25 protein-coding genes are annotated in these 23,905 nt (G+C 72.8%); 10 read left to right on the forward strand and 15 right to left on the reverse strand.

Features of this window, described 5'->3' with window-relative positions:
• Positions 1-18: 18 nt before the first annotated feature.
• On the reverse strand, positions 19-2,820 hold the full coding sequence (locus tag OG990_RS11600; RefSeq protein WP_406080358.1) for a DEAD/DEAH box helicase: 2,802 nt from the start codon (positions 2,818-2,820) through the stop codon (positions 19-21).
• Positions 2,821-2,906: 86 nt separating this feature from the next.
• Between OG990_RS11600 and OG990_RS11605 the strand changes: the two genes are divergently transcribed.
• Positions 2,907-3,677 (forward strand): HAD family hydrolase, encoded by a 771-nt coding sequence (locus tag OG990_RS11605; protein WP_386991274.1) that lies wholly within the window; start codon positions 2,907-2,909, stop codon positions 3,675-3,677.
• 50 nt (positions 3,678-3,727) lie between these two features.
• Here OG990_RS11605 and OG990_RS11610 read toward each other — a convergent pair whose 3' ends face one another.
• Positions 3,728-4,582: a LysR family transcriptional regulator gene (locus OG990_RS11610; RefSeq protein WP_328416846.1), complete on the reverse strand. Its 855-nt coding sequence runs from the start codon at positions 4,580-4,582 to the stop codon at positions 3,728-3,730.
• Positions 4,583-4,652: 70 nt separating this feature from the next.
• On the opposite strand from OG990_RS11610, the gene OG990_RS11615 reads away from it, so the two are divergent.
• Positions 4,653-5,567: an EamA family transporter gene (locus OG990_RS11615; protein WP_328416848.1), complete on the forward strand. Its 915-nt coding sequence runs from the start codon at positions 4,653-4,655 to the stop codon at positions 5,565-5,567.
• Here the strand turns inward: OG990_RS11615 and OG990_RS11620 are convergent.
• From OG990_RS11620 to OG990_RS11645, 6 genes are all read right to left on the reverse strand, one after another.
• On the reverse strand, positions 5,530-6,468 hold the full coding sequence (locus OG990_RS11620; protein ID WP_406080361.1) for a diacylglycerol kinase: 939 nt from the start codon (positions 6,466-6,468) through the stop codon (positions 5,530-5,532). The two genes, OG990_RS11615 and OG990_RS11620, sit on opposite strands and share 38 nt — an antisense overlap.
• 168 nt (positions 6,469-6,636) lie before the next feature.
• Positions 6,637-7,590: a twin-arginine translocase subunit TatC gene (tatC, locus tag OG990_RS11625; RefSeq protein WP_328416852.1), complete on the reverse strand. Its 954-nt coding sequence runs from the start codon at positions 7,588-7,590 to the stop codon at positions 6,637-6,639.
• Positions 7,591-7,608: 18 nt separating this feature from the next.
• The gene (gene tatA, locus OG990_RS11630) at positions 7,609-7,902 is read right to left on the reverse strand and encodes a Sec-independent protein translocase subunit TatA (protein WP_252414657.1); all 294 of its coding nucleotides are present in this window, start codon (positions 7,900-7,902) and stop codon (positions 7,609-7,611) included.
• A gap of 182 nt (positions 7,903-8,084) precedes the next feature.
• Positions 8,085-8,330: a hypothetical protein gene (locus OG990_RS11635; protein ID WP_328416858.1), complete on the reverse strand. Its 246-nt coding sequence runs from the start codon at positions 8,328-8,330 to the stop codon at positions 8,085-8,087.
• Positions 8,331-8,340: 10 nt separating this feature from the next.
• Positions 8,341-9,435, reverse strand: coding sequence for a helix-turn-helix transcriptional regulator (locus tag OG990_RS11640; RefSeq protein ID WP_406080362.1), 1,095 nt, complete (start codon positions 9,433-9,435; stop codon positions 8,341-8,343).
• The gene (locus tag OG990_RS11645; RefSeq protein WP_328416862.1) at positions 9,432-10,430 is read right to left on the reverse strand and encodes a WYL domain-containing protein; all 999 of its coding nucleotides are present in this window, start codon (positions 10,428-10,430) and stop codon (positions 9,432-9,434) included. Before OG990_RS11645 ends, OG990_RS11640 begins: the two co-directional genes overlap by 4 nt.
• 127 nt (positions 10,431-10,557) lie before the next feature.
• Between OG990_RS11645 and OG990_RS11650 the strand changes: the two genes are divergently transcribed.
• The gene (locus OG990_RS11650; protein ID WP_406080363.1) at positions 10,558-11,577 is read left to right on the forward strand and encodes a cation diffusion facilitator family transporter; all 1,020 of its coding nucleotides are present in this window, start codon (positions 10,558-10,560) and stop codon (positions 11,575-11,577) included.
• A gap of 60 nt (positions 11,578-11,637) precedes the next feature.
• The gene (locus tag OG990_RS11655) at positions 11,638-12,723 is read left to right on the forward strand and encodes a DUF3866 family protein (protein ID WP_406080364.1); all 1,086 of its coding nucleotides are present in this window, start codon (positions 11,638-11,640) and stop codon (positions 12,721-12,723) included.
• Positions 12,724-12,940: 217 nt separating this feature from the next.
• Here the strand turns inward: OG990_RS11655 and OG990_RS11660 are convergent, their stop codons facing one another.
• From OG990_RS11660 to rfbA, 4 genes are all read right to left on the reverse strand, one after another.
• Positions 12,941-13,135, reverse strand: a complete 195-nt coding sequence (locus OG990_RS11660) for a hypothetical protein (RefSeq protein ID WP_355604758.1) — start codon at positions 13,133-13,135, stop codon at positions 12,941-12,943.
• A gap of 67 nt (positions 13,136-13,202) precedes the next feature.
• Complete coding sequence (gene pafA / locus OG990_RS11665) at positions 13,203-14,561, reverse strand: Pup--protein ligase (RefSeq protein ID WP_328416871.1); 1,359 nt, start codon at positions 14,559-14,561, stop codon at positions 13,203-13,205.
• A 68-nt stretch (positions 14,562-14,629) separates the two neighbouring features.
• Positions 14,630-15,253: a dTDP-4-dehydrorhamnose 3,5-epimerase family protein gene (locus OG990_RS11670; protein ID WP_328416873.1), complete on the reverse strand. Its 624-nt coding sequence runs from the start codon at positions 15,251-15,253 to the stop codon at positions 14,630-14,632.
• On the reverse strand, positions 15,250-16,137 hold the full coding sequence (gene rfbA, locus OG990_RS11675) for a glucose-1-phosphate thymidylyltransferase RfbA (protein WP_406080366.1): 888 nt from the start codon (positions 16,135-16,137) through the stop codon (positions 15,250-15,252). Before rfbA ends, OG990_RS11670 begins: the two co-directional genes overlap by 4 nt.
• A gap of 87 nt (positions 16,138-16,224) precedes the next feature.
• Here rfbA and rfbB point away from each other — a divergent pair, with 87 nt between their 5' ends.
• From rfbB to OG990_RS11705, 6 genes are read left to right on the forward strand one after another with little or no spacing between them, the layout of a single operon-like run.
• Positions 16,225-17,226: a dTDP-glucose 4,6-dehydratase gene (gene rfbB / locus OG990_RS11680; RefSeq protein WP_386991260.1), complete on the forward strand. Its 1,002-nt coding sequence runs from the start codon at positions 16,225-16,227 to the stop codon at positions 17,224-17,226.
• Positions 17,223-18,110 (forward strand): dTDP-4-dehydrorhamnose reductase, encoded by an 888-nt coding sequence (gene rfbD, locus OG990_RS11685; RefSeq protein ID WP_328416879.1) that lies wholly within the window; start codon positions 17,223-17,225, stop codon positions 18,108-18,110. The genes rfbB and rfbD overlap by 4 nt, the downstream gene beginning before the upstream one ends.
• Complete coding sequence (locus OG990_RS11690) at positions 18,107-18,478, forward strand: DUF2304 domain-containing protein (RefSeq protein ID WP_328416881.1); 372 nt, start codon at positions 18,107-18,109, stop codon at positions 18,476-18,478. Before rfbD ends, OG990_RS11690 begins: the two co-directional genes overlap by 4 nt.
• The gene (locus OG990_RS11695) at positions 18,471-19,172 is read left to right on the forward strand and encodes a glycosyltransferase family 2 protein (RefSeq protein ID WP_328416883.1); all 702 of its coding nucleotides are present in this window, start codon (positions 18,471-18,473) and stop codon (positions 19,170-19,172) included. The genes OG990_RS11690 and OG990_RS11695 overlap by 8 nt, the downstream gene beginning before the upstream one ends.
• Positions 19,169-20,479, forward strand: a complete 1,311-nt coding sequence (locus OG990_RS11700) for a lipopolysaccharide biosynthesis protein (RefSeq protein ID WP_406080369.1) — start codon at positions 19,169-19,171, stop codon at positions 20,477-20,479. Before OG990_RS11695 ends, OG990_RS11700 begins: the two co-directional genes overlap by 4 nt.
• Positions 20,476-21,504, forward strand: coding sequence for a glycosyltransferase family 2 protein (locus OG990_RS11705; RefSeq protein WP_328416886.1), 1,029 nt, complete (start codon positions 20,476-20,478; stop codon positions 21,502-21,504). Before OG990_RS11700 ends, OG990_RS11705 begins: the two co-directional genes overlap by 4 nt.
• 95 nt (positions 21,505-21,599) lie before the next feature.
• Here the strand turns inward: OG990_RS11705 and prcA are convergent, their stop codons facing one another.
• From prcA to OG990_RS11720, 3 genes are all read right to left on the reverse strand, one after another.
• Positions 21,600-22,421: a proteasome subunit alpha gene (prcA, locus tag OG990_RS11710; protein ID WP_355615193.1), complete on the reverse strand. Its 822-nt coding sequence runs from the start codon at positions 22,419-22,421 to the stop codon at positions 21,600-21,602.
• Positions 22,422-22,482: 61 nt separating this feature from the next.
• Positions 22,483-23,322 carry a proteasome subunit beta gene (gene prcB, locus OG990_RS11715; RefSeq protein ID WP_406080371.1) on the reverse strand — a complete coding sequence of 280 codons (840 nt, stop codon included), beginning with the start codon at positions 23,320-23,322 and terminating at the stop codon, positions 22,483-22,485.
• Positions 23,241-23,858, reverse strand: coding sequence for an endonuclease VII domain-containing protein (locus OG990_RS11720; RefSeq protein ID WP_406080372.1), 618 nt, complete (start codon positions 23,856-23,858; stop codon positions 23,241-23,243). Before OG990_RS11720 ends, prcB begins: the two co-directional genes overlap by 82 nt.
• Positions 23,859-23,905: the final 47 nt, after the last annotated feature.

Here is a 23,905-nt window from a genome sequence, read left to right on the forward strand (position 1 = left end):
GATGACCGAAAGTGATGATCAGGCGGAGGTGTGGTAGGCCAGCACGCCCCGGTTGATGGCCGAAATCGCCTGCCGGGCGGTGGAGCGCAGCTCCGGCGACGCGCCGCCGGAGTCGGCAAGTTGACCGAGGAGATCGACCACCTGCCGCGCCCACCGGACGAAGTCACCGGCCGGCATCTCCCCGTCGATCTCGTGTCCGCTGCCGAGCACCTTGGCCAGCGCCTCGCCTCGGGCCCACCGGAAGACCGGCCAGGCGAAGCCGAGATCGGGCTCCCGGGTCGCGGTCAGGCCGCGCGCCGCCTCGTCGGCCTCGATCTCGCCCCACAGCTTCAGCGTCTCGTCCACCGCGTCGGCCACCGGCCCGCGGGGCAGCGACGCCCGCTCGTCGACGTCGCGGCGCGCCTCGAAGACCACCACGGACACCGCGGCGGCCAGCTCGGCCGGGGTGAGCCCGTCCCACACACCACGGCGCAGGCACTCGGCGACCAGCAGATCCGCCTCGGTCCAGATCCGGCCGAGCGTCCGACCGGCGTCGGTGACCGCGCCGTCGCGGGCGAGGTAGCCGCGCTCGGTCAGCAGGGCGACGATCCGGTCGAAGGTCCGGGCCAACGAGCCCGTACGCCCGGAGACCCGCTCGCGCAACTCCTCGGTGTCACGCTCCAGGCGCCGGCGCCGCTCCGCCCAGCGGGCGTGCTCCTCCCGCTCCGGGCAGGCGTGACACGGGTGGTTGCGCAGCTCGGTGCGGAGCTGGGTGAGCCGGTGGTCCTCGCCGGTCACCTGCCGGGAGCGGCCACCGCGTCGGCCGCCGTGCCGGTCCAGGCCGGTGCCGCTGACCTCGGCGGCGAGATCGCGCCGGGCGCCCGGCGAGCGGTGGTTGAAGTGCTTGGGCACCCGGATCCGGGCCAGCACCTCGGCCGGGGTGGTGAAGTCGCCGGGGCTGACCCGCCCGGCCCAACGGTCCTGGGTGAGCACCAGGGGCCGGGGCTCGCCGAACCCGCCGGTCGCCGGGTCCAGCACAACGGCCAGCCCGGCCCGCCGGCCCGACGGCACCCGGATCACGTCACCGATCCGCAGCCGCTCCAGAGACGCCACCGCGGCGGCCTTGCGCTGGGACTGCCCCTGCCGGGCGATGGCCTTCTCCCGGTCGGCGATCGCCACCCGCAGCGCGAAGTACTCGTCGAATTCGCCGTGGTGGCAGGCGGCCTCCGCGCCGTACGCCTCGATGGTCTCGGTGTTGCGCTGCACCTGCCGCGCCAGGCCGACCACCGACCGGTCCGCCTGGAACTGGGCGAACGAGGACTCCAGCAGGGCTCGGGCCGGCTCCGCGCCGACCGTGCCGACCAGGTTCACCGCCATGTTGTACGAGGGCCGGAAGCTGGAGCGCAGCGGGTAGGTGCGGGTGGAGGCGAGCCCGGCCACGTGCCGCGGGTCGGTCTCCGGGGACCACACCACCACGGCGTGCCCCTCGACGTCGATGCCGCGCCGGCCGGCCCGCCCGGTGAGCTGGGTGTACTCCCCCGGGGTCAGGTCGACGTGTGCCTCGCCGTTGTACTTGACCAGCCGCTCCAGGACCACGCAGCGGGCCGGCATGTTGATGCCCAGCGCGAGGGTCTCGGTGGCGAAGACCGCCTTGACCAGGCCCCGGACGAACAGCTCCTCGACGATCTCCTTGAACACCGGCAGCATGCCGGCGTGGTGGGCGGCCAGGCCGCGCTCCAACCCGTCGAGCCACTCCCAGTAGCCCAGCACCGACAGGTCCTCGCCGGGGATGGCGGTGACCCGGGACTCGACCACCCGGCGGATCTCGGCCCGCTCCTCGGGCGAGGTGAGCCGCAGCCCGGCGGCGAGGCACTGCTGCACCGCGGCGGCGCAGCCGGCCCGGCTGAAGATGAACAGGATCGCCGGCAGCAGACCCTCACGGTCCAGTCGGTCGACGATGTCCGGGCGCATCGGGCCACGCCAGCGCGGCCCGCGCCGGCCGGCGCCGGGTCCGGCGCTGCGCCCCTCCCCCAGCTCCAGGCGGCGGACGGTGTCGCGGGTGTAGCGCAGCAGCTCCGGGTGCACGTCGTGCTTGCGGGCGGCGTCGGCGTCGTGGAACAGGTCGAACATCCGCTTGCCGACCAGCATGTGCTGCCACAGCGGCACCGGCCGGTGCTCGCTGACCACCACGGCGGTCTCGCCGCGCACGGTGACCAGCCAGTCGGCGAACTCCTCGGCGTTGGAGACGGTCGCCGACAGCGAAACCAGGGTGACCGAGGCGGGCAGGTGGATGATCACCTCTTCCCACACCCCGCCGCGGAACCGGTCGGCGAGGTAGTGCACCTCGTCCATCACCACGTAGGCCAGCCCCTGCAGCGTGCTGGAGCCCGCGTAGAGCATGTTGCGCAGCACCTCGGTGGTCATCACCACCACCGGCGCGTCGCCGTTGATCGCGTTGTCGCCGGTGAGCAGACCGACCTGCGCGGCGCCGTACCGGGCGACCAGGTCGTGGTACTTCTGGTTGGACAGCGCCTTGATCGGCGTGGTGTAGAAGCACTTGCGCCGGACCGGTGGGGTCGCCGGATCGTCGGACGCCGCCGGGTCGCCGGGCCGCCCGCGCAGCGCCAGGTGTACGGCGAACTCCCCGACCACGGTCTTGCCGGCTCCGGTGGGGGCGCACACCAGCACCCCGCTGCCCCGCTCCAGGGACTGACACGCCTCCCGCTGGAAGTCGTCGAGGTCGAACCCCAGGTCAAGGGCGAACTCGTCCAGCGCCGGAAACTCTGAGGCCTGTGCGGCCCGGCGGCGCGCCGCGACGTACCGCTCGGCGGGGCTCGACATGGTTCCAAGATTAGTGCGTGCCGGGACAGGACACCCGACAAGGCCGTCTGGAGGCGCCGCCGGGGGCGGTCGGTAGGGTGCACGGCGTGCCGGACCATGCCGAACCGCCCCTGACTCGTCCGCCGGGCAGCGCCGAAGACGCCGCCGCCCCCCGGGCGTCCCGACGGCCCGTCAAGGCGGTGCTCTTTGACTTCCACGGCACCCTGGCGCAGGTGGAGGAGCCCCGACAATGGGTGCTGTCGGCCGCGGCGGCGTGCGGGGTCACCCTGGATCGGGTCCGGGCCACCTCGCTGGCCGACCGGCTGTTGACCGCCGGGCGAGCGGGCGGCCCACTGCCGGCCCGGGTGCCACCACGGCTGGCCGAGCTGTGGTCCGACCGGGATCTCTACGAGCACGCCCACCGGGGCGCGTACACGGGGCTGGCCGAGACCGTCGACGCGGGCATCGAGGGGTTCGCCGACGCCCTGTACGAGCGACTGCTGATCGCCGAGGGCTGGGTGCCGTACCCGGACACCGCCCCCACCCTGAGCGCGCTGCGCGACGCTGGCGTGCGGGTGGGGGTGGTCAGCAACATCGGCTTCGACCTGCGGCCGCTTTTCGACGCCTGGGGCTTGACCGGGCTGGTGGACGCGTTCGTGCTCTCGTACGAGGTGGGGCGGTGCAAGCCCGATCCGGCGATCTTCCTGCGCGCCTGCGGGATGCTCGGCGTCGACCCGGAGCAGACGCTGATGGTCGGTGACTCGCCGGCGGACGCGGGCGCGGTGGCCGCCGGCTGCGCGGTGCTGGTGCTGCCGGCCGCCGACCCCGGCCGGGAGAACGGGCTGGGCGCCGTGCTGGACCTGGCCCTGACGGCCTGAGCGCGCCTGATCGGCCCGGGCTCACCGGGTCATCACACCAGGCGGTGCGGTCAGCCGGCGACGACCTCGTGGGCGAGTGCGACCAGGTCGGCGACGCCCGGGTGTCGGGGCGGGTGCCGCCAGGCCAGCAGCACGGTGATGTCGGGAGCGTCGGTGAGTGGCCGGTACGCCACCGCCGGAGTGGGATACATCGCGGCGGTCGCGGAGGTGGTGACCCCGACCGCCCGACCGGCGCTGATCGCGGCGAGCCAGTCGTCGGTGTTCACCACCGGCACCACGGTCGCCGGCGCGGCGCCCGCCGGCCAGAGGTCGAGCGTGGTGGTGCCGGTGGCGGTGTTCACCGCGAGCGGCTGGTCGACCAGGTCGGCCAGGGTGAGCACGGCCCGCTCGGCCAACGGGCTGTCCGCCGGCACGGTGGCCAGCCGGGGCTCGGTGAGCAACCGCACGGTGCGTACGTCGGGCAGATCGACCGGCTGGCGCAGCACCGCGACGTCCACGGCGCCCCGGGCCAGCCCTGCGCTGCGGTCGTCGATGCGGAGCAACTCCAGCGGCGTGTCGGGGTGGGCGCGCCGCCACCGGCGCAGCAGGGTGACGGTGTGTCCGCCCAGCGCCGACCAGGCGTGCCCGAGCCGCAGCGGGCGCCCGGCGGCGTACCCCGGGTCCAGCACGTCGTCGACGGCCGCGACCGCGGCGGCGGCCCGGTCACGCAGCGACCGGCCGGCCGGGGTCAGGTGCAGATGGTGGGTGGACCGGTCGACCAACCGGATCCCCAGATGATCCTCCAGCTGGCGGAGCGTGCGCGACAGCGCGGGCTGGGTGACCCGGAGTCGCCCGGCGGCACGGGTGATGCTGCCCTCCTCGGCGATGGCCAGGAAGGCACGCAGGTGCCGCAGCTCCACGGTCATAACTGGGGAGAATAACCGCAGTGGAACCGGCATTTCCCTCCCCCGCGCCGCGTCCCCTAGCGTCGCCACCGTGACCGACACCCTGCTGCCCGACCGGCCGACACCCGCTCCCGCGCCGACCGGCCGAGCCGGTGGCGTCGGCGCGGTGGGCATGGTGCTCGGTGGGGCGCTGTCGGTGCAGTTCGGCTCCGCCGTGGCCGCCCTGCTCTTCCCGCGTAGCGGGGTGGCCGGCGCGGTGACCCTGCGACTGACGATCTCGGCCGTGCTGCTGCTCATCGTCTGCCGGCCCCGACTGCGCGGCCACGACCGGGCGGCCTGGGCTGCGGCGGGCGCGTTCGGGCTGGCACTGGCCGGCATGAACTCGCTGTTCTACCAGGCCATCGAGCGGATCCCGCTGGGCCCGGCGGTGACCCTGGAGGTGCTCGGCCCACTGGCGCTGTCGGTGTTCACCGCCCGCCGGCTGGCCAGCTGGTGCTGGGCGGGGCTGGCGCTGGCCGGGGTGGCGCTGCTCGGGCAGGGCGGCTTCGACCGGCTGAACCCGGCCGGGGTGGCCTTCGCGTTCGGCGCGGGCGCCATGTGGGCCGCGTACATCGTGCTCAGCGCCCGGGTCGGCAGCCGGTTCCCGGGCGCGGACGGGCTGGCCCTGGCGCTGACCCTCGCCGCGCTCGTCACCCTGCCCCTCGGCATCATCGACGGCGGCGCCGCGCTGCTCGACCCGGCCGTGCTGGCGCTCGGCACGGCCCTCGCGGTGCTCGCCTCCGGGCTGCCGTACACGCTGGAGCTGCTGGCGCTGCGCCGAATGCCCACGGCCACGTTCGCGGTGCTGATGAGCCTCGGCCCGGCCATCGCCACGCTGGCCGGTTGGCTGGTGCTGCGGCAGGCGTTGACCCTGTTGGAGTGCGCCGCCATCGTGCTGGTCATCGCGGCCAGCATCGGCGCGGTACGGGTCAGCGCAGCAGCCGCAGGGCGCCCGGCACGGCAGTGATCGTCACCGGCAGGTCCAGCGAGCGCTCGCCGTCGGCGTAGGTGGTGATGCCCTCGGCGGTCAGCTCCACCGTCCGTGCCCGGTACGTGCGGACCAGGGGGTGGCTGACGTGGGTGCCCTGGTAGATGCGCGGCTTGACCCGGATCAGGGTGCGCCGGTTGATCCGGCCACCCACCACCACGTCGAGCAGCCCGTCGGTCGGGTCGGCGTCGGGGCAGATCCGCATCCCCCCGCCGTAGGTCGGGCAGTTGCCCACCGCCACCAGCACCGCGTCCAACTCGTGCGGCTCGCCGTCCAGGCGCAGCGTGTACCGGCGGGGCCGCAACCGCGCCAGCTCGACGAGGATCGCCAGGTCGTACCGGCGAGGGCCACGCGGCCAGCGCATCCGATTGGCCCGCTCGTTGACGATCGCGTCGAATCCGGCCGCGAGGACCGCCCCGTACCAGCGCTGGACGCCGTCAGCGCCGGTCATCGAGGCGAGGTCGACGAGGTGGCTCCGGCCGGCGCGCAGCGCCTCGGCGATCACCGTCACCGCCGCCAGCGGATCGGCCGGGAAGCCGGTGTCGAGGGCGAAGTCGTTACCGGTGCCGGCCGGCACCGCGCCGAACGGCACATCGGTGCCGGCGACAGCCTGCAGCGCCCGGTGCACGGTCCCGTCCCCGCCGACCGCGACCAGCGCACCGGCGCCGTCGGCTACCGCGGCGTGGCAGGCCGCCTCCGCCTCGCCGGGACTGGACGCCGACAGCAGCCGGACCGGTCGGCCGGCGGCGGACAGCCCGTCGAGCAGCCGGGGCAGCAGGGCGCGGTGCCGTCCCCGTCCGGCCGTCGAGTTGATGAGCACGGCGACGGGACCCCCGGTGTGCGGGCCGGGCGGGTGATCGTCTGCGGTCACGGGCAGCACCGTAACCGGTCGGATGCCCGCCGGTCACCGGGGGCGGCGACGTCACCATCGGTGCCGGCGTCCGCGCGCACGGTGCAGCGGGGGTGGCGGTCTCGTCGCCGGCACATGCGGCGACGCCGCCCCCGGGCAAGCGGGGACGGCGTCGGCGGACCGGGCGGCGCGGGGCCGTCAGGTCATGTCGTCGTAGCGACGTTCGATCGGGGCCGGTGGGGCGATCGGATCGGCTGCGCCGACCGGCGTGGCCATGTCGATCCGCTGCCCGGCCTCGACCGGCTCGGCATCGTGCTCCAGCGGCGACACCTCGTCGTCGTCGAGGCCGGCATAGACCTCCTTGCCGCGCCCCCGCCGGCGATCGTTGAGGAACGCGACCCCGACCGCGGCGAAGTAGAGCGCGGAGAGGCAGAGCGCCAGGGCGGTCATCCCGAACGGGTCCGGGGTGGGGGTCACCACGGCGGAGAAGGCGAAGAACACGAAGATCGCCACCCGCCACCAACCGAGCAGCTTCTTCCCGCTGGCCAGGCCCACGAAGTTGAGCATCAGCACGATCAGCGGGAACTCGAACGCCACCCCGAACAACAAGATCAAGTTGGTGACGAACGATATGTACCGGGTGACTTCCAGGTTGGTCGAGATGTCATCGCCGGACACATTCAGCAGGAACTCGAGGCCCTTGGTGGTGACGAAGAAGGCCAGCACCGCACCGGCGGCGAAGAGCGGCGCCGCCAGGGCCGTGAAGATGTAGGCATAGCGCCGCTCGTTGCGGTGCAGCCCGGGCGCGATGAACGCCCAGAGCTGGTAGAGCCAGATGGGCGCCGCGATGATCAGGCCCACCCACAGGCCGATCTTCAGGTTCAACAGGAAGACGTCCGCAACGCCGAGCTGGACGAACTTGCACTTCCCGCTGATCGGGTCCATCGACGCCGGAAGGTCGCAGTACGGCTTCGACAGCAGCACCCGGACCGGCGTCGCCAGCCAGATGCCGATGCCGAAGCCGATCAGGATCGCCAGCGAGGCACGGAACAGGCGGTTGCGCAGCTCGCGGACGTGCTCGATGAGCGTCATCGAGCCGTCGGCGGCCCGTTCGAAACTGCTTGGGCCGCGCTTACGCAGTGCGAAGGCCACGGTGCTCGGGCCTCTCGATCAGTTGTCGCGGACGCGGTGCACCGGGTCGACGACCGGCTGCTGCTGCGGCGGGGCCTGGTACGGCGCCTGCTGCGGCTGCCCGGCGTGCGGCGGCAGCGGCTGGTAGCCGGCCTGCGCGTCGGCCTTCTCGGCGAGGTCGCGGTCGTCATCCTGCAGGCTCTTGGTCTCGGCCTTGATGATCCGCAGCGAACGGCCCAGCGAGCGCGCAGCGTCGGGGAGCCGCTTCGCACCGAAGAGCAGGATCAGCACAACCACGAGAACCGCGATGTGCCACGGCTTGAGGGCACCCATGAGAAGCTCCAGTCGCTCTGTGTGTCCGGGGGGTGGTACGCAGCCCATCGTACGTGCGGATCGGCGGGACGCCACCCGCCGGGGGGTGATGGTCCGGCCCGGCCGGTGAAGTCTTGACCAACGCGGATGATCCGTCAACCACCCGCCGGGCAGCCGCTCGAGGCGCCGTGGACAGGGGTCGATCAGCCGCGCTTGGCCTTGATCACGGCGAGCCGCCGTTGGGCGGTGTCGAGTTGGCGCTGGACACCCTCGGCGCGCTGCTGCAGCGCCTCGGCGGTCTCCCGCAGCCCTTCGGCCTCGGCGGCCCGTCGCTGCAACGCCGCCGCGGCGCGGCGCAGCCGGGGCAGCCGGGTCAGCACCGGACGCACGGCCAGCGCGAGCGCCACGAGCGGGAGCAGCACCACCGCGAGCACGATCCATTTCAGCACGGCGGTCAGCCTACTGGGTGCGGCCGGCCACCGCCGGGTCGCCCGAGGGCGCGCCCGCCCGGTCGGACGGGCCAGGTGTCGCGGATTCGGGCGTCGCCTGGTCGGCCTCGGGCCGCCGGGGTGCGGCGGTGGGCACCGGCACGGCGTACGCGTCCAACGCGGCGGCCGCCGTCGCCCGGACCTGCTCAGCCAGCTCGACCGGGGCGACCACGGTGACGTCCGGGCCGAGGCCGAGCACGAACCGGCGGGCCCACCCCAGGTCGGTCACCCGCAGCGAGACCAGCCACTGGTCGCCGTCGCCGGCCTCCACCCGCTCGCACGGGTAGTACTCGGTGATCCACCGCTCGCTGCGGGCGATCCGCAGGGTGATCAGCGGCAGGTCGGGCGAGGGACGGAAGACACCCTCGGTGAGGTCGTGCGGGACGGCCTGCGGTGGCGCGGCGGCCGGCTCGTCCAGCTCGGTGATCGCGTCGATCCGGTCGGCCCGGAACAGTCGGACCGCCTCGGCGCGCCGGCACCACGCCTCCACGTACGCCCGGCCGCCAACCATCAGCATCCGCAGCGGGTCGATGACACGGTCGGTGGTCTCGTCCCGGGCCGCCGTGTAGTAGGTGATCCGCAGTGCCCGGCCGCCCTCTACGGCGGCGCGCAGCGCCTCCACCCGCCGGGTGTCCCCCGGCAGCCGGACCGCCACCGGCGCGCCCACCAGGTCCCCGGCGTCCTCGATCTTCGCGAGGGCCCGCTCGACGGCCTCCCGGTTGGCCACCCCGGGTGTCTCGGCGAGCATCCGAAGCGCCACCACGAGGGCCAACGCCTCGTCGGGGGTGAGCCGCAGCGGCCGGTCGATGCCGGCGTCGTAGGTGATGGTCACCCGATCGCCGTCGAAGGCCATGTCGATCAGGTCACCGGGGCCGTAACCCGGCAGCCCGCACACCCAGAGCAGCTCAAGGTCCTCGCGCAACTGCCGCTCGGTGACGCCCAGATCGCCGGCGGCCTCGGCGACCTCAATCCCCGGTCGCGCCAGCAGGTAGGGCACCAGGTTCAGAAGCCGGGCCAGGCGGTCGGCGGAGGCCCGGGAGCCGCCGCGGGCAGCCGGCCGGGTCACCGGGCACCCCCGGTGACAGCCAGGTCGTCGTGCCGGGCGGCGATCTCCTTGAGACGCTGGATGACCGCCTCGCGGACCTCCGGCGGGTCGAGCACCCGCACGTCCGGGCCGTACCCGACGAGGTGGCCGGCGATCCCGTCCGGGTCGGCGTACGGCAGGACCAGCCGGTCACCGTCCGTCCCGGCGGTCACCTCCACCGCCCAGCGGCGCAACCCGGCGGCCCGGCCCGGTGCGGCCAGCACGGTGGCCCGGCCGGTGCGCTCCACCGGGCCGGACCAGCGGGCCACGTGGCTGATCAGGTCGACGCCGGCCGGCGGCTGATATCCGCCGGCCGCGCCGGTCACCCGGACCGAGCCGACCACCCGGGACAGCCGGAAGCAACGGGTCGCCGCACGGTCGAGGTCGTGGCCGACCACATACCACCGGCCGCGCCAGCAGACCACGCCCCACGGCTGCAGCCGGCGGCGGCTGGGCGCGTCCCGGTCGGGCACCCGGTAGTCGAAGCCGACCTCGCGGCGATCCCGGGCGGCGGCGGTCAGCGGCGCGAACGCCGGGTCGACGGTGACCATCGGCTCCAGGCCCAGGGTGGCCTGCGGGTCCACGTCCACCCCGGCGGCGCGCAGCTTGGCCAGCCCGGATGACGCGGCGGCGGCGAGCCCGGCGTGCTGCCACAGCCGCGCGGCGATGCCGACCGCGGCGGCCTCGTCCGGTTCGAGGGGGATGTCGGGCAGCGCGTACTCGCGATGGGCGATCCGGTAGCCGGGCTCGGCGTCGAAGACGCTGGCCGTTCCGGTCTCCAGCGGCACGCCCAGCTCACGCAGCTCGGCCTTGTCCCGTTCGAACTTGCGCTGGAACGCCTCGTGGTCGCGCGCGTCGTCGGGATCGTGCTCGTAGCCGGGCACGGTCGCGGCGATCTGCGCGGCGGTCAGGAACCGTCGCGTGGACAGGAGGCAGATCACCAGGTTGACCAGGCGTTCGGTGCGGGTCCGCGACACGGGTAGACGCTAGCAGCCGACGCGCCCGGGACGTGCATCCGCGCGGGCGTGCCGCACATCTGTTCGGATCGGGGTGTCCGGGCCGGCAGCCCGGCGGGGTGTCGTCGCCGGTCATAGGGTGACTCTCATGGCGGAAGTGGGCGTCAAGGCGGAAGCGGGCGTCAAGACCGAGAGCGTCGGCACCGTGGTCGTCGCCGGCGCCGCCAACCTCGCCATCGCGGTGGCCAAGCTGATCGCCGGGCTGATCTCCGGCTCGGCCGCGATGCTCTCCGAGGCGGCACACTCGATCGCCGACACCACCACCGAGGTGCTGCTCTACCAGGCGCTGCGCCGGGGCGCCCGGCCCGCGGACACCCGGCACCCCTTCGGGTACGGCAAGGAAAGCTACGTCTGGGCGTTCTTCGCGGCCATGTTCACCTTCGTCGCGGGCGCCGGTTTCGCCGTCACCCACGGCGTCACCACCATCCTGGTGCACCAGCACAGCGGCGACTATCTGGTCTCGTACATCGTGCTGGGGGTGTCGTTCGTCATCGAGTCCATCTCGCTGGCCCGGGCCGTGCGGCAGGTCCGCCGCGAGTCCCGGCGCTGGAAGACCACTCCCCGGCGGTTCCTGCGGCTGACCGCCGACACCACCGTCAAGGCGGTCTTCCTGGAGGACAGCGCGGCGCTGATCGGTCTGCTGCTGGCCGGGCTCGGGGTCGGCCTGTCCGAGGCCACCGGCGACGAGGTGTGGGACGGCGTCGCGTCGATTCTGATCGGGCTGCTGCTGCTGACGGTCGCCGGGATCCTGGCCAGCAACAACCTGTCCCTGCTGGTCGGCCGCGCGGTCCCGGAGCGGCTACGCCGCGTGATCGAGCAGGAGATGGCCGGGCTGCCCGAGGTGGAGCGGATCGACACCCTGCTGACCATGCAGCTCGGCCCGGACGACATCCTGGTCGCCGCGAAGGTCGATTTCCGTGACGAGGCCACCGGCGCGGCCATCGAGGCCACCGCCGACGAGGCCGAGCGGCGGCTCACCGGGCGGTTCCCGGAGATCCGCTACGTCTTCCTCGACCCGACCCGTTCGCTGCCCGGCGCCTGCGGCCAGGCCCGAAACACCCAGGCCGGCCCGAGCCCGGACGCCGGCGGCGCACCCGACCCGACCTGAACCACGTCGCCGGACCACCCGGGCGCGGGACGCCGGGCCCGCGCGGCTAGCGTGCCCGTCATGGTGCGATGGCGGGCGGGGACGGTGGCGGCGCTGCGGCGGCAGTGGACCGGGGCGATGGAGCTCGACGTCGACCTGCCCGACGGCACCCGCATGCGGGCGCTGGCCTACCCGGAGTTGGTCGGCACGCCCGAGCCCGGCGACCGGGTGCTGCTCAACGTCGGTGCGCTGCTGATGGGGCTGGGCACCGGCGGGTACGCCCTGGTGGTGGCGCTACCGGACCGGCTGCCGCCCGACCCGCCGGCCTCCGGCGACACCCGCGACACCGGGCACCTCGTCAAGGCCCGCTACACCCCGCTGCAACCGATGCTGCTCGGCGTCGACGAGGAGGCGTCCCCGCACCGGGACCTCCTGGCCGACGCCGACGACCTGGGCGGGCTGCCGGTGGTCACCGCCGACCTGCACTCGGCTCTGCCGGCGATCCTGGCCGGCATCCGGGCCGACGCCCCGCACGCCCGGGTGGCGTACCTGCTGACCGACGGTGGGGCGCTGCCGGCCTGGTTCTCCCGCACCCTGGCCGGGCTGCGCGCCGACCTTGCCGGGACGATCACCGTCGGGCAGGCGTTCGGCGGCGACCTGGAGGCCACCACCCTGCACGGCGGCCTGCTCGCCGCCCGGTACGTGCTGCGCGCCGACGTGGCGGTGGTCGCGCAGGGGCCCGGCAACCTCGGCACGGGCACCCGGTGGGGCTTCTCCGGGGTCGCCGTCGGCGAGGCGGTCAACGCGATCGCCACGCTGGGCGGCCGGCCGGTCGGGTCACTGCGGATCTCCGCCGCCGACCCCCGCCCCCGGCACCGGGGCGTGTCCCACCACAGCCTCACCGCGTACGGCCGGGTGGCGCTCGCCCCGGCGGAGCTGGTGGTGCCCGACGACCTGGACCCGGCGCTGGCCGCCGAGGTGGACGCGGCGCTGGTCCCGCTGGCGGCCCGACACCGGATCGTCCAAGTGCCCGTCACCGGCCTCGACGCGGCGCTGCGGGCCAGCGCCGTGCCGCTGTCCACCATGGGCCGTGGCCTCGACGCCGACCACGCCTACTTCCTCGCCGCCGCGGCGGCCGGCCGCCACGCCGCCACCCTGCTGCCCTGACCCGGCCCGGTTCTGGGCCGGAGCGGGTCGGCCGTCGGTCAGCGCACCAGGGGGCGTTTGTCGCGGGGCAGGGCTTCGATCGGCCAGCGGTGGCCCCCCGGGGCCAGCCACCGGCACCGATGCGGAAGCGGCGTCGTCGCGGCAAGCCCGGCCAGGGCGGGGACGCCGGCGCGGTACGGAGTGTCGGCCGGCGGGACCGGCGAGGAAGCCCGTGGGATCAGGCGAGGAAGATCAGGGCGAGCCAGCCGCCCACGATGAGCACCAGCGCCAGGGCCAGCACCCACGTCGGCACGGTGTAATCGCCGCGCCGGTTGCGGTCGATCTCGGCGCGGATCTTGTCCCGGCGGCGTTCGACCCAGTTCTGCCGCTCGGTGCCGCGCTCGGGGCGGTCGGAAGGTCCAGAAGTCGTCATGGCGCGCCCAGCCTACCGAAAGCGCCGGCCCCGCCGGCGGACACCACCGCCGGGGCCGGCGCACCGGTCACATGCTGGCGATCAACCGCTCCACCCGCTCGTCGTACGCCCGGAACGGGTCCTTGCAGAGCACCGTGCGCTGCGCCTGGTCGTTGAGCTTCAGGTGCACCCAGTCGACGGTGAAGTCCCGCCGCTTCTCCTGGGCGTGCCGGATGAACTCGCCGCGCAGCCGGGCCCGGGTGGTCTGCGGCGGGGTCTCCTTGGCCTCGAAGATCTCCGGGTCGGTCGCCACCCGGTCCACCTCGCCACGGCGCTCCAGCAGCCCGTAGAGGCCGCGACCGCGACGCAGGTCGTGGTAGGCCAGGTCCATCTGCGCCACCCGCGGGTGCGACAGCGGCAGGTCGTGCTTGCGCTGGTAGCGCTCGATCAGCCGCAACTTGGTGACCCAGTCGATCTCCCGGGAGACCGGCTCCAGATCCCCGCTCTCCACCGCGTTCAGCACCCGGCCCCACAGCTCGACGACTCGCTTGGCGGCCTGGTCGCCGCCACGGCGCTCCACGAACTCGGTGGCCTTGGCGAGGTATTCCTGCTGGATGTCCAGCGCGCTGACCTCCTTGCCGGAGGCCAACCGGACCTTGCGCCGGCCGGTGATGTCGTGCGACACCTCCCGGATCGCCCGGATCGGGTTCTCCAGCGACAGGTCGCGCATCACCACCCCGGCCTCGATCATCCGCAGCACGATGTCGGCCGTGCCGACCTTGAGGAGCGTGGTGACCTCGTTCATGTTGGAGTCACCGACGATCACGTGCAGCCGCCGGTAGCGCTCGGCGTCGGCGTGCGGCTCGTCGCGGGTGTTGATGATCGGGCGGCTGCGGGTGGTCGCCGAGGAGACGCCCTCCCAGATGTGCTCGGCCCGCTGCGACAGGCAGTAGACCGCGCCGCGTGGGGTCTGCAGGACCTTGCCGGCCCCGCAGATCAACTGCCGGGTGACCAGGAACGGGATGAGCACGTCGGCGAGCCGCCCGAACTCGCCGTGCCGGGAGACCAGATAGTTTTCGTGGCAGCCGTACGAGTTGCCGGCCGAGTCGGTGTTGTTCTTGAACAGGTAGATCTCACCCGCGATGCCCTCGTCGTGCAGTCGCTTCTCCGCGTCGACGAGCAGACCCTCCAGGATCCGCTCGCCGGCCCGGTCGTGGGCGACCAGATCGGTCACCGAGTCACACTCCGGAGTGGCGTACTCCGGGTGCGACCCGACGTCCAGGTAGAGCCGGGCCCCATTGCGCAGGAACACATTGCTCGACCGACCCCAGGACACCACGCGACGGAAGAGATACCGCGCGACCTCGTCCGGGGACAGCCGCCGCTGCCCGCGATAGGTGCAGGTGACGCCGTACTCGGTCTCGAGGCCGAAGATTCGCCGCTCCATGAGGTGACATTAGCCGCCCGGAGGGCCGGTTCGTCACTGTCACAGCACAGGTCGTGCCCCGGGTGCGGTCACATACCGGCTGAGTGCGACATTCCGTCCGGTCCGATGCTCGCCACGAACCTCCGGCAGCTGTCGTACTCCGGCAACAGCCCGCGCTCGCGGGCCTGCGCCAGCGTCGGCGCCGCGTCGTCGCGGGCGGACAGTTGCGGGACGTCGGCCGGCCACTCGATGGCCAACTCCTCGTCCAGCGGGTGCACCGCGTGCTCGCCGGTCGGGTTGTACGTGGTCGAGCAGAGGTAGCTCAGCGTCGCGTCGTCGGTCAGCGCGCAGAAGCCGTGCCCCAGCCCCTCGCTGAGGTAGACCGCCCGGCGGTCGGTGTCGTCCAGCCGGACGCCCTCCCAGCGGCCGAAGGTCGGCGAGCCCACCCGCAGGTCCACCACCATGTCGAGCACCGCGCCCCGCACGCAGGTGACGTACTTGGCCTGCCCGGGCGGGACGTCGGCGAAGTGGATGCCGCGCACCACACCGCGCGCGGAGACCGACAGGTTGGCCTGGGCCAGCCGCAGCGGATGCCCCACCACCTCGGCGAGCCGGTCGAAGCGGTACCACTCCATGAACATGCCGCGCGGGTCACCGTGCTGCTGCGGGGTGATCTCCCAGGCGCCCTCGATGCTCAGCTCCCGGATCTTCACCAGACGCCCCCGTCGCCGCTCTTCTCGGCCAGCAGGCCGAGCAGGTAGTCGCCGTAGCCGCTCTTGGTCAGTGGCTCGGCCAGCGCGCGCAGCTGAGCGTCGTCGATCAGGCCGGCCCGCCAGGCCACCTCCTCGACGCAGCCGATCTTCAGACCCTGCCGCTCCTCGACCACCCGGACGAACTCGGCGGCCTGCATCATCGAGGTGAACGTGCCGGTGTCCAGCCAGGCGGTGCCCCGGTCCAGCACGGTCACCGACAGCTCCCCGGTCTCCCGGTACACCTCGTTGACCGCCGTGATCTCCAGCTCGCCGCGGGCGCTCGGGGTGAGCTTGCGGGAGATGTCGACCACACGGTTGTCGTAGAAGTACAGGCCGGGCACCGCGTAACGGGACTTCGGCCGGGCCGGCTTCTCCTCGATCGAGAGCACCCGACCGTCGGCGTCGAAGTCGACCACGCCGTACTCCTGCGGGTTGGCCACCTGGTAGGCGAAGACGCGACCGCCGATCGGGTCACCGTGGCCGGCGAGCTGCCGACCCAGGCCGACGCCATGGAAGATGTTGTCGCCGAGGATCAGCGCCACCGACTCGTCGCCGATGAAGTCCGCCCCGAGGATGAACGCCTGCGCGATGCCCTCCGGGCGCTCCTGGCTGACGTACTCCAGCCGCAGCCCGAACTGGCTGCCGTCGCCGAGCAGCCGACGGAACTGGCCCTGATCCTCCGGGGTGGTGATCACCAGGATCTCCCGGACCCCGGACATCACCAGGGTGGAGAGGGGGTAGTAGATCATCGGCTTGTCGAAGACCGGCATCAGCTGCTTCGACACCGCCCGGGTGATCGGCCAGAGTCGCGATCCGGTGCCACCGGCAAGTAGGATTCCACGCACCGGCGAAGCCTACCGGCACGAATACGGAACGTGCGCGGGGGTCGCATGCCCCGCGCGACGCGCGACTTGGCGTACACTTCCGGACCCGTGAGGATCCTCGTCACCGGCGGAGCCGGATTCATCGGGTCGGAGTACGTTCGCCTGCTGCTGGGCAAGCCCCTCGGCAGTGCCGACGGCGTGCCGCCGCTCGAGCCGGCGGCAGTGACCGTGCTCGACAAACTGACCTACTCGGGTAACCGGGCCAACCTGGCACCGGTACAAAACGATCCACGGTTGCGGTTCGTGCAGGGCGACATCTGCGACCCGGTCCTGGTCGACCAGGTCGTCGCCGACCACGACGTGATCGTGCACTTCGCCGCCGAATCACACGTCGACCGGTCCATCGCCGGCGCCGCGCCGTTCGTCACCACCAACGTGCTGGGCACCCAGACACTGCTCGACGCCGCGCTGCGCCACCGCACCGGCCGGTTCGTGCACGTCTCCACCGACGAGGTCTACGGCTCGATCGACGAAGGCTCCTGGACCGAGACCTGGCCGCTGGCCCCCAACTCGCCGTACTCGGCGTCCAAGGCCGGCTCCGACCTGCTCGCCCTGGCCTACCACCGCACCCACGGCATGGACGTGGTCGTCACCCGCTGCTCCAACAACTACGGCCCGTACCAGTTCCCCGAAAAGGTCATCCCGCTGTTCGTCACCAACCTGCTCGACGGCGGCACCGTCCCCCTCTACGGCGACGGCGCCAACATCCGCGACTGGCTGCACGTGCACGACCACTGCCGAGGCATCGCCCTGGTCCAGCAGAAAGGCCGCGCCGGCGAGGTCTACAACATCGGCGGCGGCACCGAGCTGACCAACAAGGAACTCACCGGCCTCCTCCTGCAAGCCTGCGACGCCGACTGGGACCGCGTCATCCCCGTCGCCGACCGCAAGGGCCACGACCGCCGCTACTCCCTGGACATCACCAAAATCCACGACGAACTCGGCTACAGCCCCAGCATCGACCTCGACCACGGCCTCGCCGACACCGTCCGCTGGTACCAGGAAAACCGCGCCTGGTGGGAACCCCTCAAGACCACCCCCACCGCATGACCCGACTACTCCTCACCGGTGCCGGCGGAATGCTCGGCCGGGACCTGGTCGCCGTGCTGGCGACCCGGCCCGATCTCAAGGTGACCGCCGCCACCCGGGCCGACCTGGACGTCACCGATCCCACCGCGGTCAGCGCCGCGGTGGCCGGGCACGACGTCGTGATCAACGCGGCGGCGTGGACCAACGTCGACGGCGCGGAGGCCGACGAGGCAGCGGCCACCGCCGTCAACGGCCAGGGCGTGGCGAACCTCGCGGCGGCGTGCGCGACCGACGGAGCCCGCCTGATCCAGGTCTCCACCGACTACGTCCTCGCCGGCGACGCGCACACCCCCTACCCGGAGGACGCGCCCACCGCGCCGGTCAACGCGTACGGCCGCGGCAAGCTGGTCGGCGAGCAGGCAGTCGCCCGGCTGCTGCCCGACACCGGGTACGTGGTCCGCACCGCCTGGCTGTACGGCGCGCACGGGCCGAACTTCGTGGCCACCATGCTCCGGCTCGCCACGCAGCGGGAGCACCTCGACGTGGTGGACGACCAGCACGGCCAGCCCACCTGGTCGTACGCCCTCGCCGAGCGGCTGGTGGCGCTCGGCGACGCGGCACTGGCCGGGCGCGCCGCCCCCGGCGTGTACCACGGCACCTGCGCCGGCCAGACGACCTGGTACGGATTGGCCCGGGCTGCGTTCGCGCTGGCCGGGCTGGATCCGGACCGGATCCGACCCACCACCAGCGACCGGTATCCGCGTCCCGCCCCCCGCCCGGCGTACAGTGTGCTAGGGCACAGCCGCTGGGCGGCCGCGGGTCTCCCGCCGCTTCCGGATTGGCACACCAGCCTGGTTGACGCGTTCGACTCCCCCGCTCCACCCGCCCCGTGGAAGGTCGCATGAAGCTCACCCTCGTCACCGGCCTGACCGGCCTACTGCTGCTCGGCACCATCGTCGAGTTGCTGCGCCGTCGTCAGCTGCGCGAGAAGTACGGCATGCTCTGGCTCGCCGTGCTGATCATCGTGATCCCGCTGTCCCTGTTCCCCCGGCTGCTCGACAACGTCGCCGAACTCCTCGGTGTCGCCTCCGGTGTCAGCCTGGTGCTTTTCCTCGGCATCGTCTTCCTGCTGCTGGTGTGCGTGCACCTGAGCTGGGAGGTCAGCGCCCTGGAAGAGGAAACCCGCACCCTGGCCGAAGACTTCGCCCTGCTCCGCGCGCAGATCGACGCGGACCGGGCGGCCCGAGACGAACTGGTGTCCAGCGATGGTTAACGGCAAGCGCACCTTGATCATCATCCCGGCACTCAACGAATCGGGCTCCATCGCCGACGTGGTCGGCGAGGTTCGCGGCGAGCTGCCCGGTGTCGACGTGCTCGTCGTCGACGACGGCTCCACCGACCGTACCGCGGCCGTCGCCGCCGCCGCCGGCGCCCGGGTCGCCACGCTGCCGTACAACCTCGGCGTCGGCGGTGCCATGCGCCTCGGCTATCGGTACGCACGGGACAACGACTACGACGTCGCCATCCAGATCGACGCCGACGGCCAGCACGACCCCCGGTACGTGCCGAAGCTCGTTGACCTGCTCGAGGACAGCGACCTCGTCATCGGCGCCCGGTTCGCCGGCGAGGGCGACTACAACGTCCGCGGCCCCCGCCGCTGGGCGATGGTGATGCTCTCCGCCGTGCTGTCCCGGGTCGCCCACACCAAGCTCACCGACACCACCTCGGGCTTCCGGGCCGCCAACCGGCGGGTCATCGAGATGTTCGCCAGCTGGTACCCGGCCGAATACCTCGGCGACACGGTGGAGACCCTGGTGCACACCGCCCGGCGCGGCTTCCGCATCCGGCAGGTGCCGGTCGCCATGCGCAAGCGGATGGCCGGCACACCCAGCCACTCCCCCGCGAAGGCAATGATCTATCTCGGTCGCGCGTTCGCCGTGCTCACGCTGGCGCTCATCCGCCGGTGATCCGTCGCCTGCTGCGCCTGATCCCGCCCGGCACCATCGCTGTTGGTGCCGGGCTGGGTCTCCTCGGCCTCGCCTCCTACGTCCACCTCGCGGTCGCCGGCCACAGCCTCACCGAGGCCGACTACTCCTCCCTGTCGGTGCTCTGGTCGATCGTCTTCACCCTCGGCATCGGCGTGTTCATGCCCGTCGAGCAGGAGGTCGCCCGGGTCGTCGCCGCCAGCCACAGCCAGGGGCTACCCCCGGGCCCGGTGCTGGCCCGCGGCGTCGCGGTGGCCGCCGTGGTGCTCGCCGTGCTGGTGCTGGCCGTCACCGCCGGCCGACAGCCGCTCGCCGACCGGCTCTTCGCCGGCGACGGCACCATGGTCACCGTGCTGGTCGGCGCGCTCGTCGCGATGGCCATCGCCTACTCCACCCGCGGCGTCCTCTCCGGCCTGCAACTCTTCCCCTGGTACGGCACCCAACTCGGCATCGACGGCGGGCTGCGCATCATCCTGGTCGCCCTGCTCGGGCTCGCCGGGGTGACCTCCCCGGTCTGGTACGGCCTGGTACTGGTCGCCGCCCCGCTGGTCAGCGTCCTGCTCACTCTGCCGCCGGTGCTCCGCACCATCGGCGGCGGCGTACCGGTGGCCTGGGCCACCCTGCTGCGTGGCCTCGGCCTGCTCACCGTCTCCAGCCTGCTCTCCCAGGTCGTGGTGAACATCGGCGTGATCAACCTGCAGTTGCTCGCCCCTTCCAACACCGCTGCCGCCGGCGCCCTACTCTCCGCCCTCGTGCTGGTCCGCATCCCGCTGTTCGTCTTCGGGTCGATGCAGGCGTCACTGCTGCCCGGCCTGGCCACCACCGCCACCACCGGCGACCGGGCCGGCTTCCACAGCCTGCTGCGCCGCGCGCTCGGCATCGTCACCGCGCTCGGCCTCACCGGAACGATCGGCGCCGTGCTGGTCGGCCCCTGGCTGGTACGCACTCTCTTCGACGCGCCCGACGTCCTCGGCCACGGCGACTTCGCCTGGCTTGGCGTCGCTACCCTCGCCTACCTGTGGGCCATGGTGCTCGGCCAGGCACTGCTCGCCCTCGACCGGCACCGGGCCCAGGCGCTCGCCTGGACCGCCGGCGTCGCCGCTCTGGTGGCCGTGACACTCGTCCCGGCCCCGGTGACCCTGCGGGTCGAATTGGCCTACGCCATCGGCTCCGTCGTCGTGGCCGCCACCATGGCGGTGCTGCTGCGAGACGGCACCCACCGCGCCCCCACCCCCACCCGGCCCCTCGACGAAGCCGTGGCCCCTGCCGTATCCGGAGGCATCCGATGACCCGCCCACAGGTGACCGCGGTGATGCTCGCCTACGGCGCCGAGCCGTACCTGGTCGACGCCGCCCGGGCAGTCCTGGCCAGCACCGACGTCGAGATCGAGCTGATCGTCGTCGACAACGGCTGCACCGGCGACGGCATCGACATCGTCAAGGGCTTCCCCCAGGTCCGCGTGGTCCGGCCCGAACAGAACACCGGCTACTCCGGCGGCTGCCGGGTCGGTGCCGCCGAGGCCACCGGCGACTGGCTCGCCTTCGTCAACTCCGACGCCATCGTCGCCCCGGACGCCCTCGCCAAGACCGTCGCCGTGGCCGCCGACCCCGGCGTCGGCGCCGCGATGGCCTCGATCCGGCTCGCCGATACCCCCGAGCTGATCAACACCTCCGGTAACCCGCTGCACTTCACCGGGCTGTCCTGGGCCGGTGGCAACGGCGAACCCGCAACCGCCCACGCCAGCCGCACCACCGTCCCCTCGCTCAGCGGCTGCTGCTTCGTGATCAGCCGACAGCGTTGGCAGGACCTCGACGGCTTCGCCGCCGAGTACTTCGCCTACCACGAGGACACCGAGCTCAGCCTGCGGCTCTGGCAGCGCGGCCTGCGCCTGGAGTACGTTCCGGACGCCGTCGTCCGGCACCACTACGAGTTCTCCCGCAACGACCTGAAGCTCTACCTGGTGGAGCGCAACCGGCTGGTCACCCTGCTCACCGCGTACCAGACCCGGACGCTGGTGGTGCTCGCCCCGATGCTGCTGCTCACCGAGGCCGCCATGCTCGCCGCCGCGCTCGCCGGCGGCTGGACCAAGCAGAAGACCCGCGGCTGGGGCTGGCTGTGGCGCAACCGGTCCTGGGTCGGCGCCCGCCGCCGTCAGCTCCAGAGCGAGCGCACCGTGCCCGACGGGGTGATCGCCGAGCTGATGACCGCCCGGGTGGCACCGTCGAACGTCGACTCACCCCCCGGGATGGGCGTTTTCAACGCGGTCGCCGCCGGCTACTGGGCCCTGGCCCGGCCGCTGCTCCAGCGCCGCTGACACCCCCGCCGGCAGACACCAGCGCCGCAGACACACTCCCGCAGACACGAGCGCCGGGGACCGCAAAGGCGGTCCCCGGCGCTTCTGTCACACGATCAGCGGTCGGCCTGACCCGGCCGATCCTCCAGGTCGGCGGAGCCCGCGGAACTGGTCGGCTTACCGGACTCCCCGGTCGGCACGCTCGGCGTGTCCGGCAGGTCGCCGGTCGACGGCGCCGTCTCCCCGTCCAGCAGTGCGGTCAGCGCGGCCCCGGTGATCCGTCGGAACGTCCGCCCGACCCGCTGGCGGTCCAGCACGGCCACCTCGAGCTGGTTCGCGGCGATCGTCCGGGCGGCACCGCCCTCCCCGCCGACGCTGCTCAGCGCCTGCACCGCGACCTTCACCGCCTCCCCGAGCGACATGTCCGCCCGGTGGTTCGACTTCAGCACCCCGGTGATCGCCTCGGCCTGGCCGCCCATCGCCATCCGCCCCGGCTCATCGTTGACCGAGCCGTCGTAGGTGAGCCGGTACAGCTCGTCGTCGGCGGCGGTGGCCCCGACCTCCGCCACGCAGATCTCCACCTCGAACGGCTTCGACTGCTCGGTGAAGATCGCGCCCAGGGTCTGCGCGAACGCGTTGGCCAACGCCCGGCCGGTGACGTCCCGACGGTCGTAGCTGAGCCCGTTCAGGTCGGCCATCCGCACGCCGGCCCGCCGAAGGTTCTCGAACTCGTTGTACCGGCCGACGGCGGCGAAGCCGATCCGGTCGTAGATCTCGCTGACCTTGTGCAGGGCGCTGGAGAGGTTCTCCGCGACGAAGAGCACCCCGCCGGAGTAGCTCAGGACCACCGCGCTGCGCCCCCGGGCGATGCCCTTGCGGGCCAGCTCGGAGCGGTCGCGCATGATCTGTTCGGGCGAGGCGTAGAACTGCATGGCCACGGCGGCGGTTCTCCTTACGGCGCGGTGCTGACGACTGCTGACTGGTGGGGGTGGACGGGGCTCAACCGCCCGGGTTCTCCATCCGGCCGGCGACCACGCCCTCGGCGATCGTCGCCGTCTCGGCGTCGGTGAGCCGGTGGGTGCCCTCGGCGGTCGCGGTCATCACCACCGGGTAGATCCGCCGGGTCAGGTCCGGCCCGCCGGTCGCGGTGTCGTCGTCGGCGGCGTCGTAGAGCGCCTCGACCGCGAGCCGGGTCGCTTCCGCGGCGGTGATGCCGGCCCGGAAGCGCTTCTTCAGCGCGGACTTGGCGAAGAGCGAGCCGGAGCCGATGGCGTCGTAGCCGGTCTCCTCGTACGGGCCGCCGGTCACGTCGAAGCTGAAGATCCGGCCGGCCTTCGCCGGGTCCGCGGCGGCCAGGTCGAAGCCGGCGAAGAGCGGCACCACCGCCAGCCCCTGCATGGCCGCGCCCAGGTTGCCCCGGATCATCGAGGCCAGCCGGTTGGCCTTGCCGTCCAGCGAGAGCATCGCGCCCTCGATCTTCTCGTAGTGCTCCAGCTCCACCTGGAACAGTCGCATCAGCTCGATCCCGATGCCCGCGGTGCCCGCGATGCCAACCAGCGAGTACGCGTCGGCCGGATGCACCTTCTCGATGTCGCGCTGGGCGATCAGGTTGCCCATGGTGGCCCGTCGGTCGCCGGCCATCACCACGCCGTCGGCGGCCGCGATGGCGACGATGGTCGTCGCGTGCGGCGCCAGGTCGGCGGCCATGCCCGGCGGCAGCGGCCGCCGACCGGGCAGCATCTCGGGGGCCGCCCGGCTCAAGAACGTGGTGAAGGAGGACGTCCCCGCGTTGGTGAACACATCTGGTAGACGCCCGGATGGATCAAAGCCCGCTGCCACGTGGTTCCTCTCAGGTACGTGATCGCCCTGGCCAGCCTCATGGGACTGTCACGGAACTGGCCAAGACCACCGTTGCAGTTGAAGCAGACTATCCCGCGCACCCATCCGGTGCGATGGCCGTGGTCCAGATGTTGCGGGTCCGCGCCGCCACAGATCGCGCAGACCCCGCCCTGCTCGGCCAGGAGCTCCTGAAACTCCTTCTCCCCGATGCCGTAGCGCCGCCGCAGGTGGTACTCGCGCGTGCCGCCATGCAGACGGAGCTTGCTCTCCTTGCCTCTCGCGTTGTGGCACGGCTTGCAGTAGCTGTGCCGGCCACTGGCACTGGTAGTGCGGGGAAAGTCGTCCAGAGCGTTGATCTGCTCGCAGTCCGGGCACCACTTCAGCCCCTCGCCGATCGGCACGGCGGCCTTGCGCTGCGCAGCGACACCCTGTTTGCGGCGGCTTGCCGCAGAGCGCGCCGCCGCGCAGGTCTTACAGTAAAACGCGAGCCCGTCGGCCCGACGCCGGTTGCGATGGAAACCCGCTGCGGGAAGCAACCGACCACATTGGGGGCAGACTTTGTCCGACACGTTGGACGAGTCGG

Origin of the sequence: Micromonospora sp. NBC_00858 (assembly GCF_045207365.1) — a bacterium.
In the GTDB taxonomy this organism is placed as follows: Bacteria; Actinomycetota; Actinomycetes; order Mycobacteriales; family Micromonosporaceae; genus Micromonospora.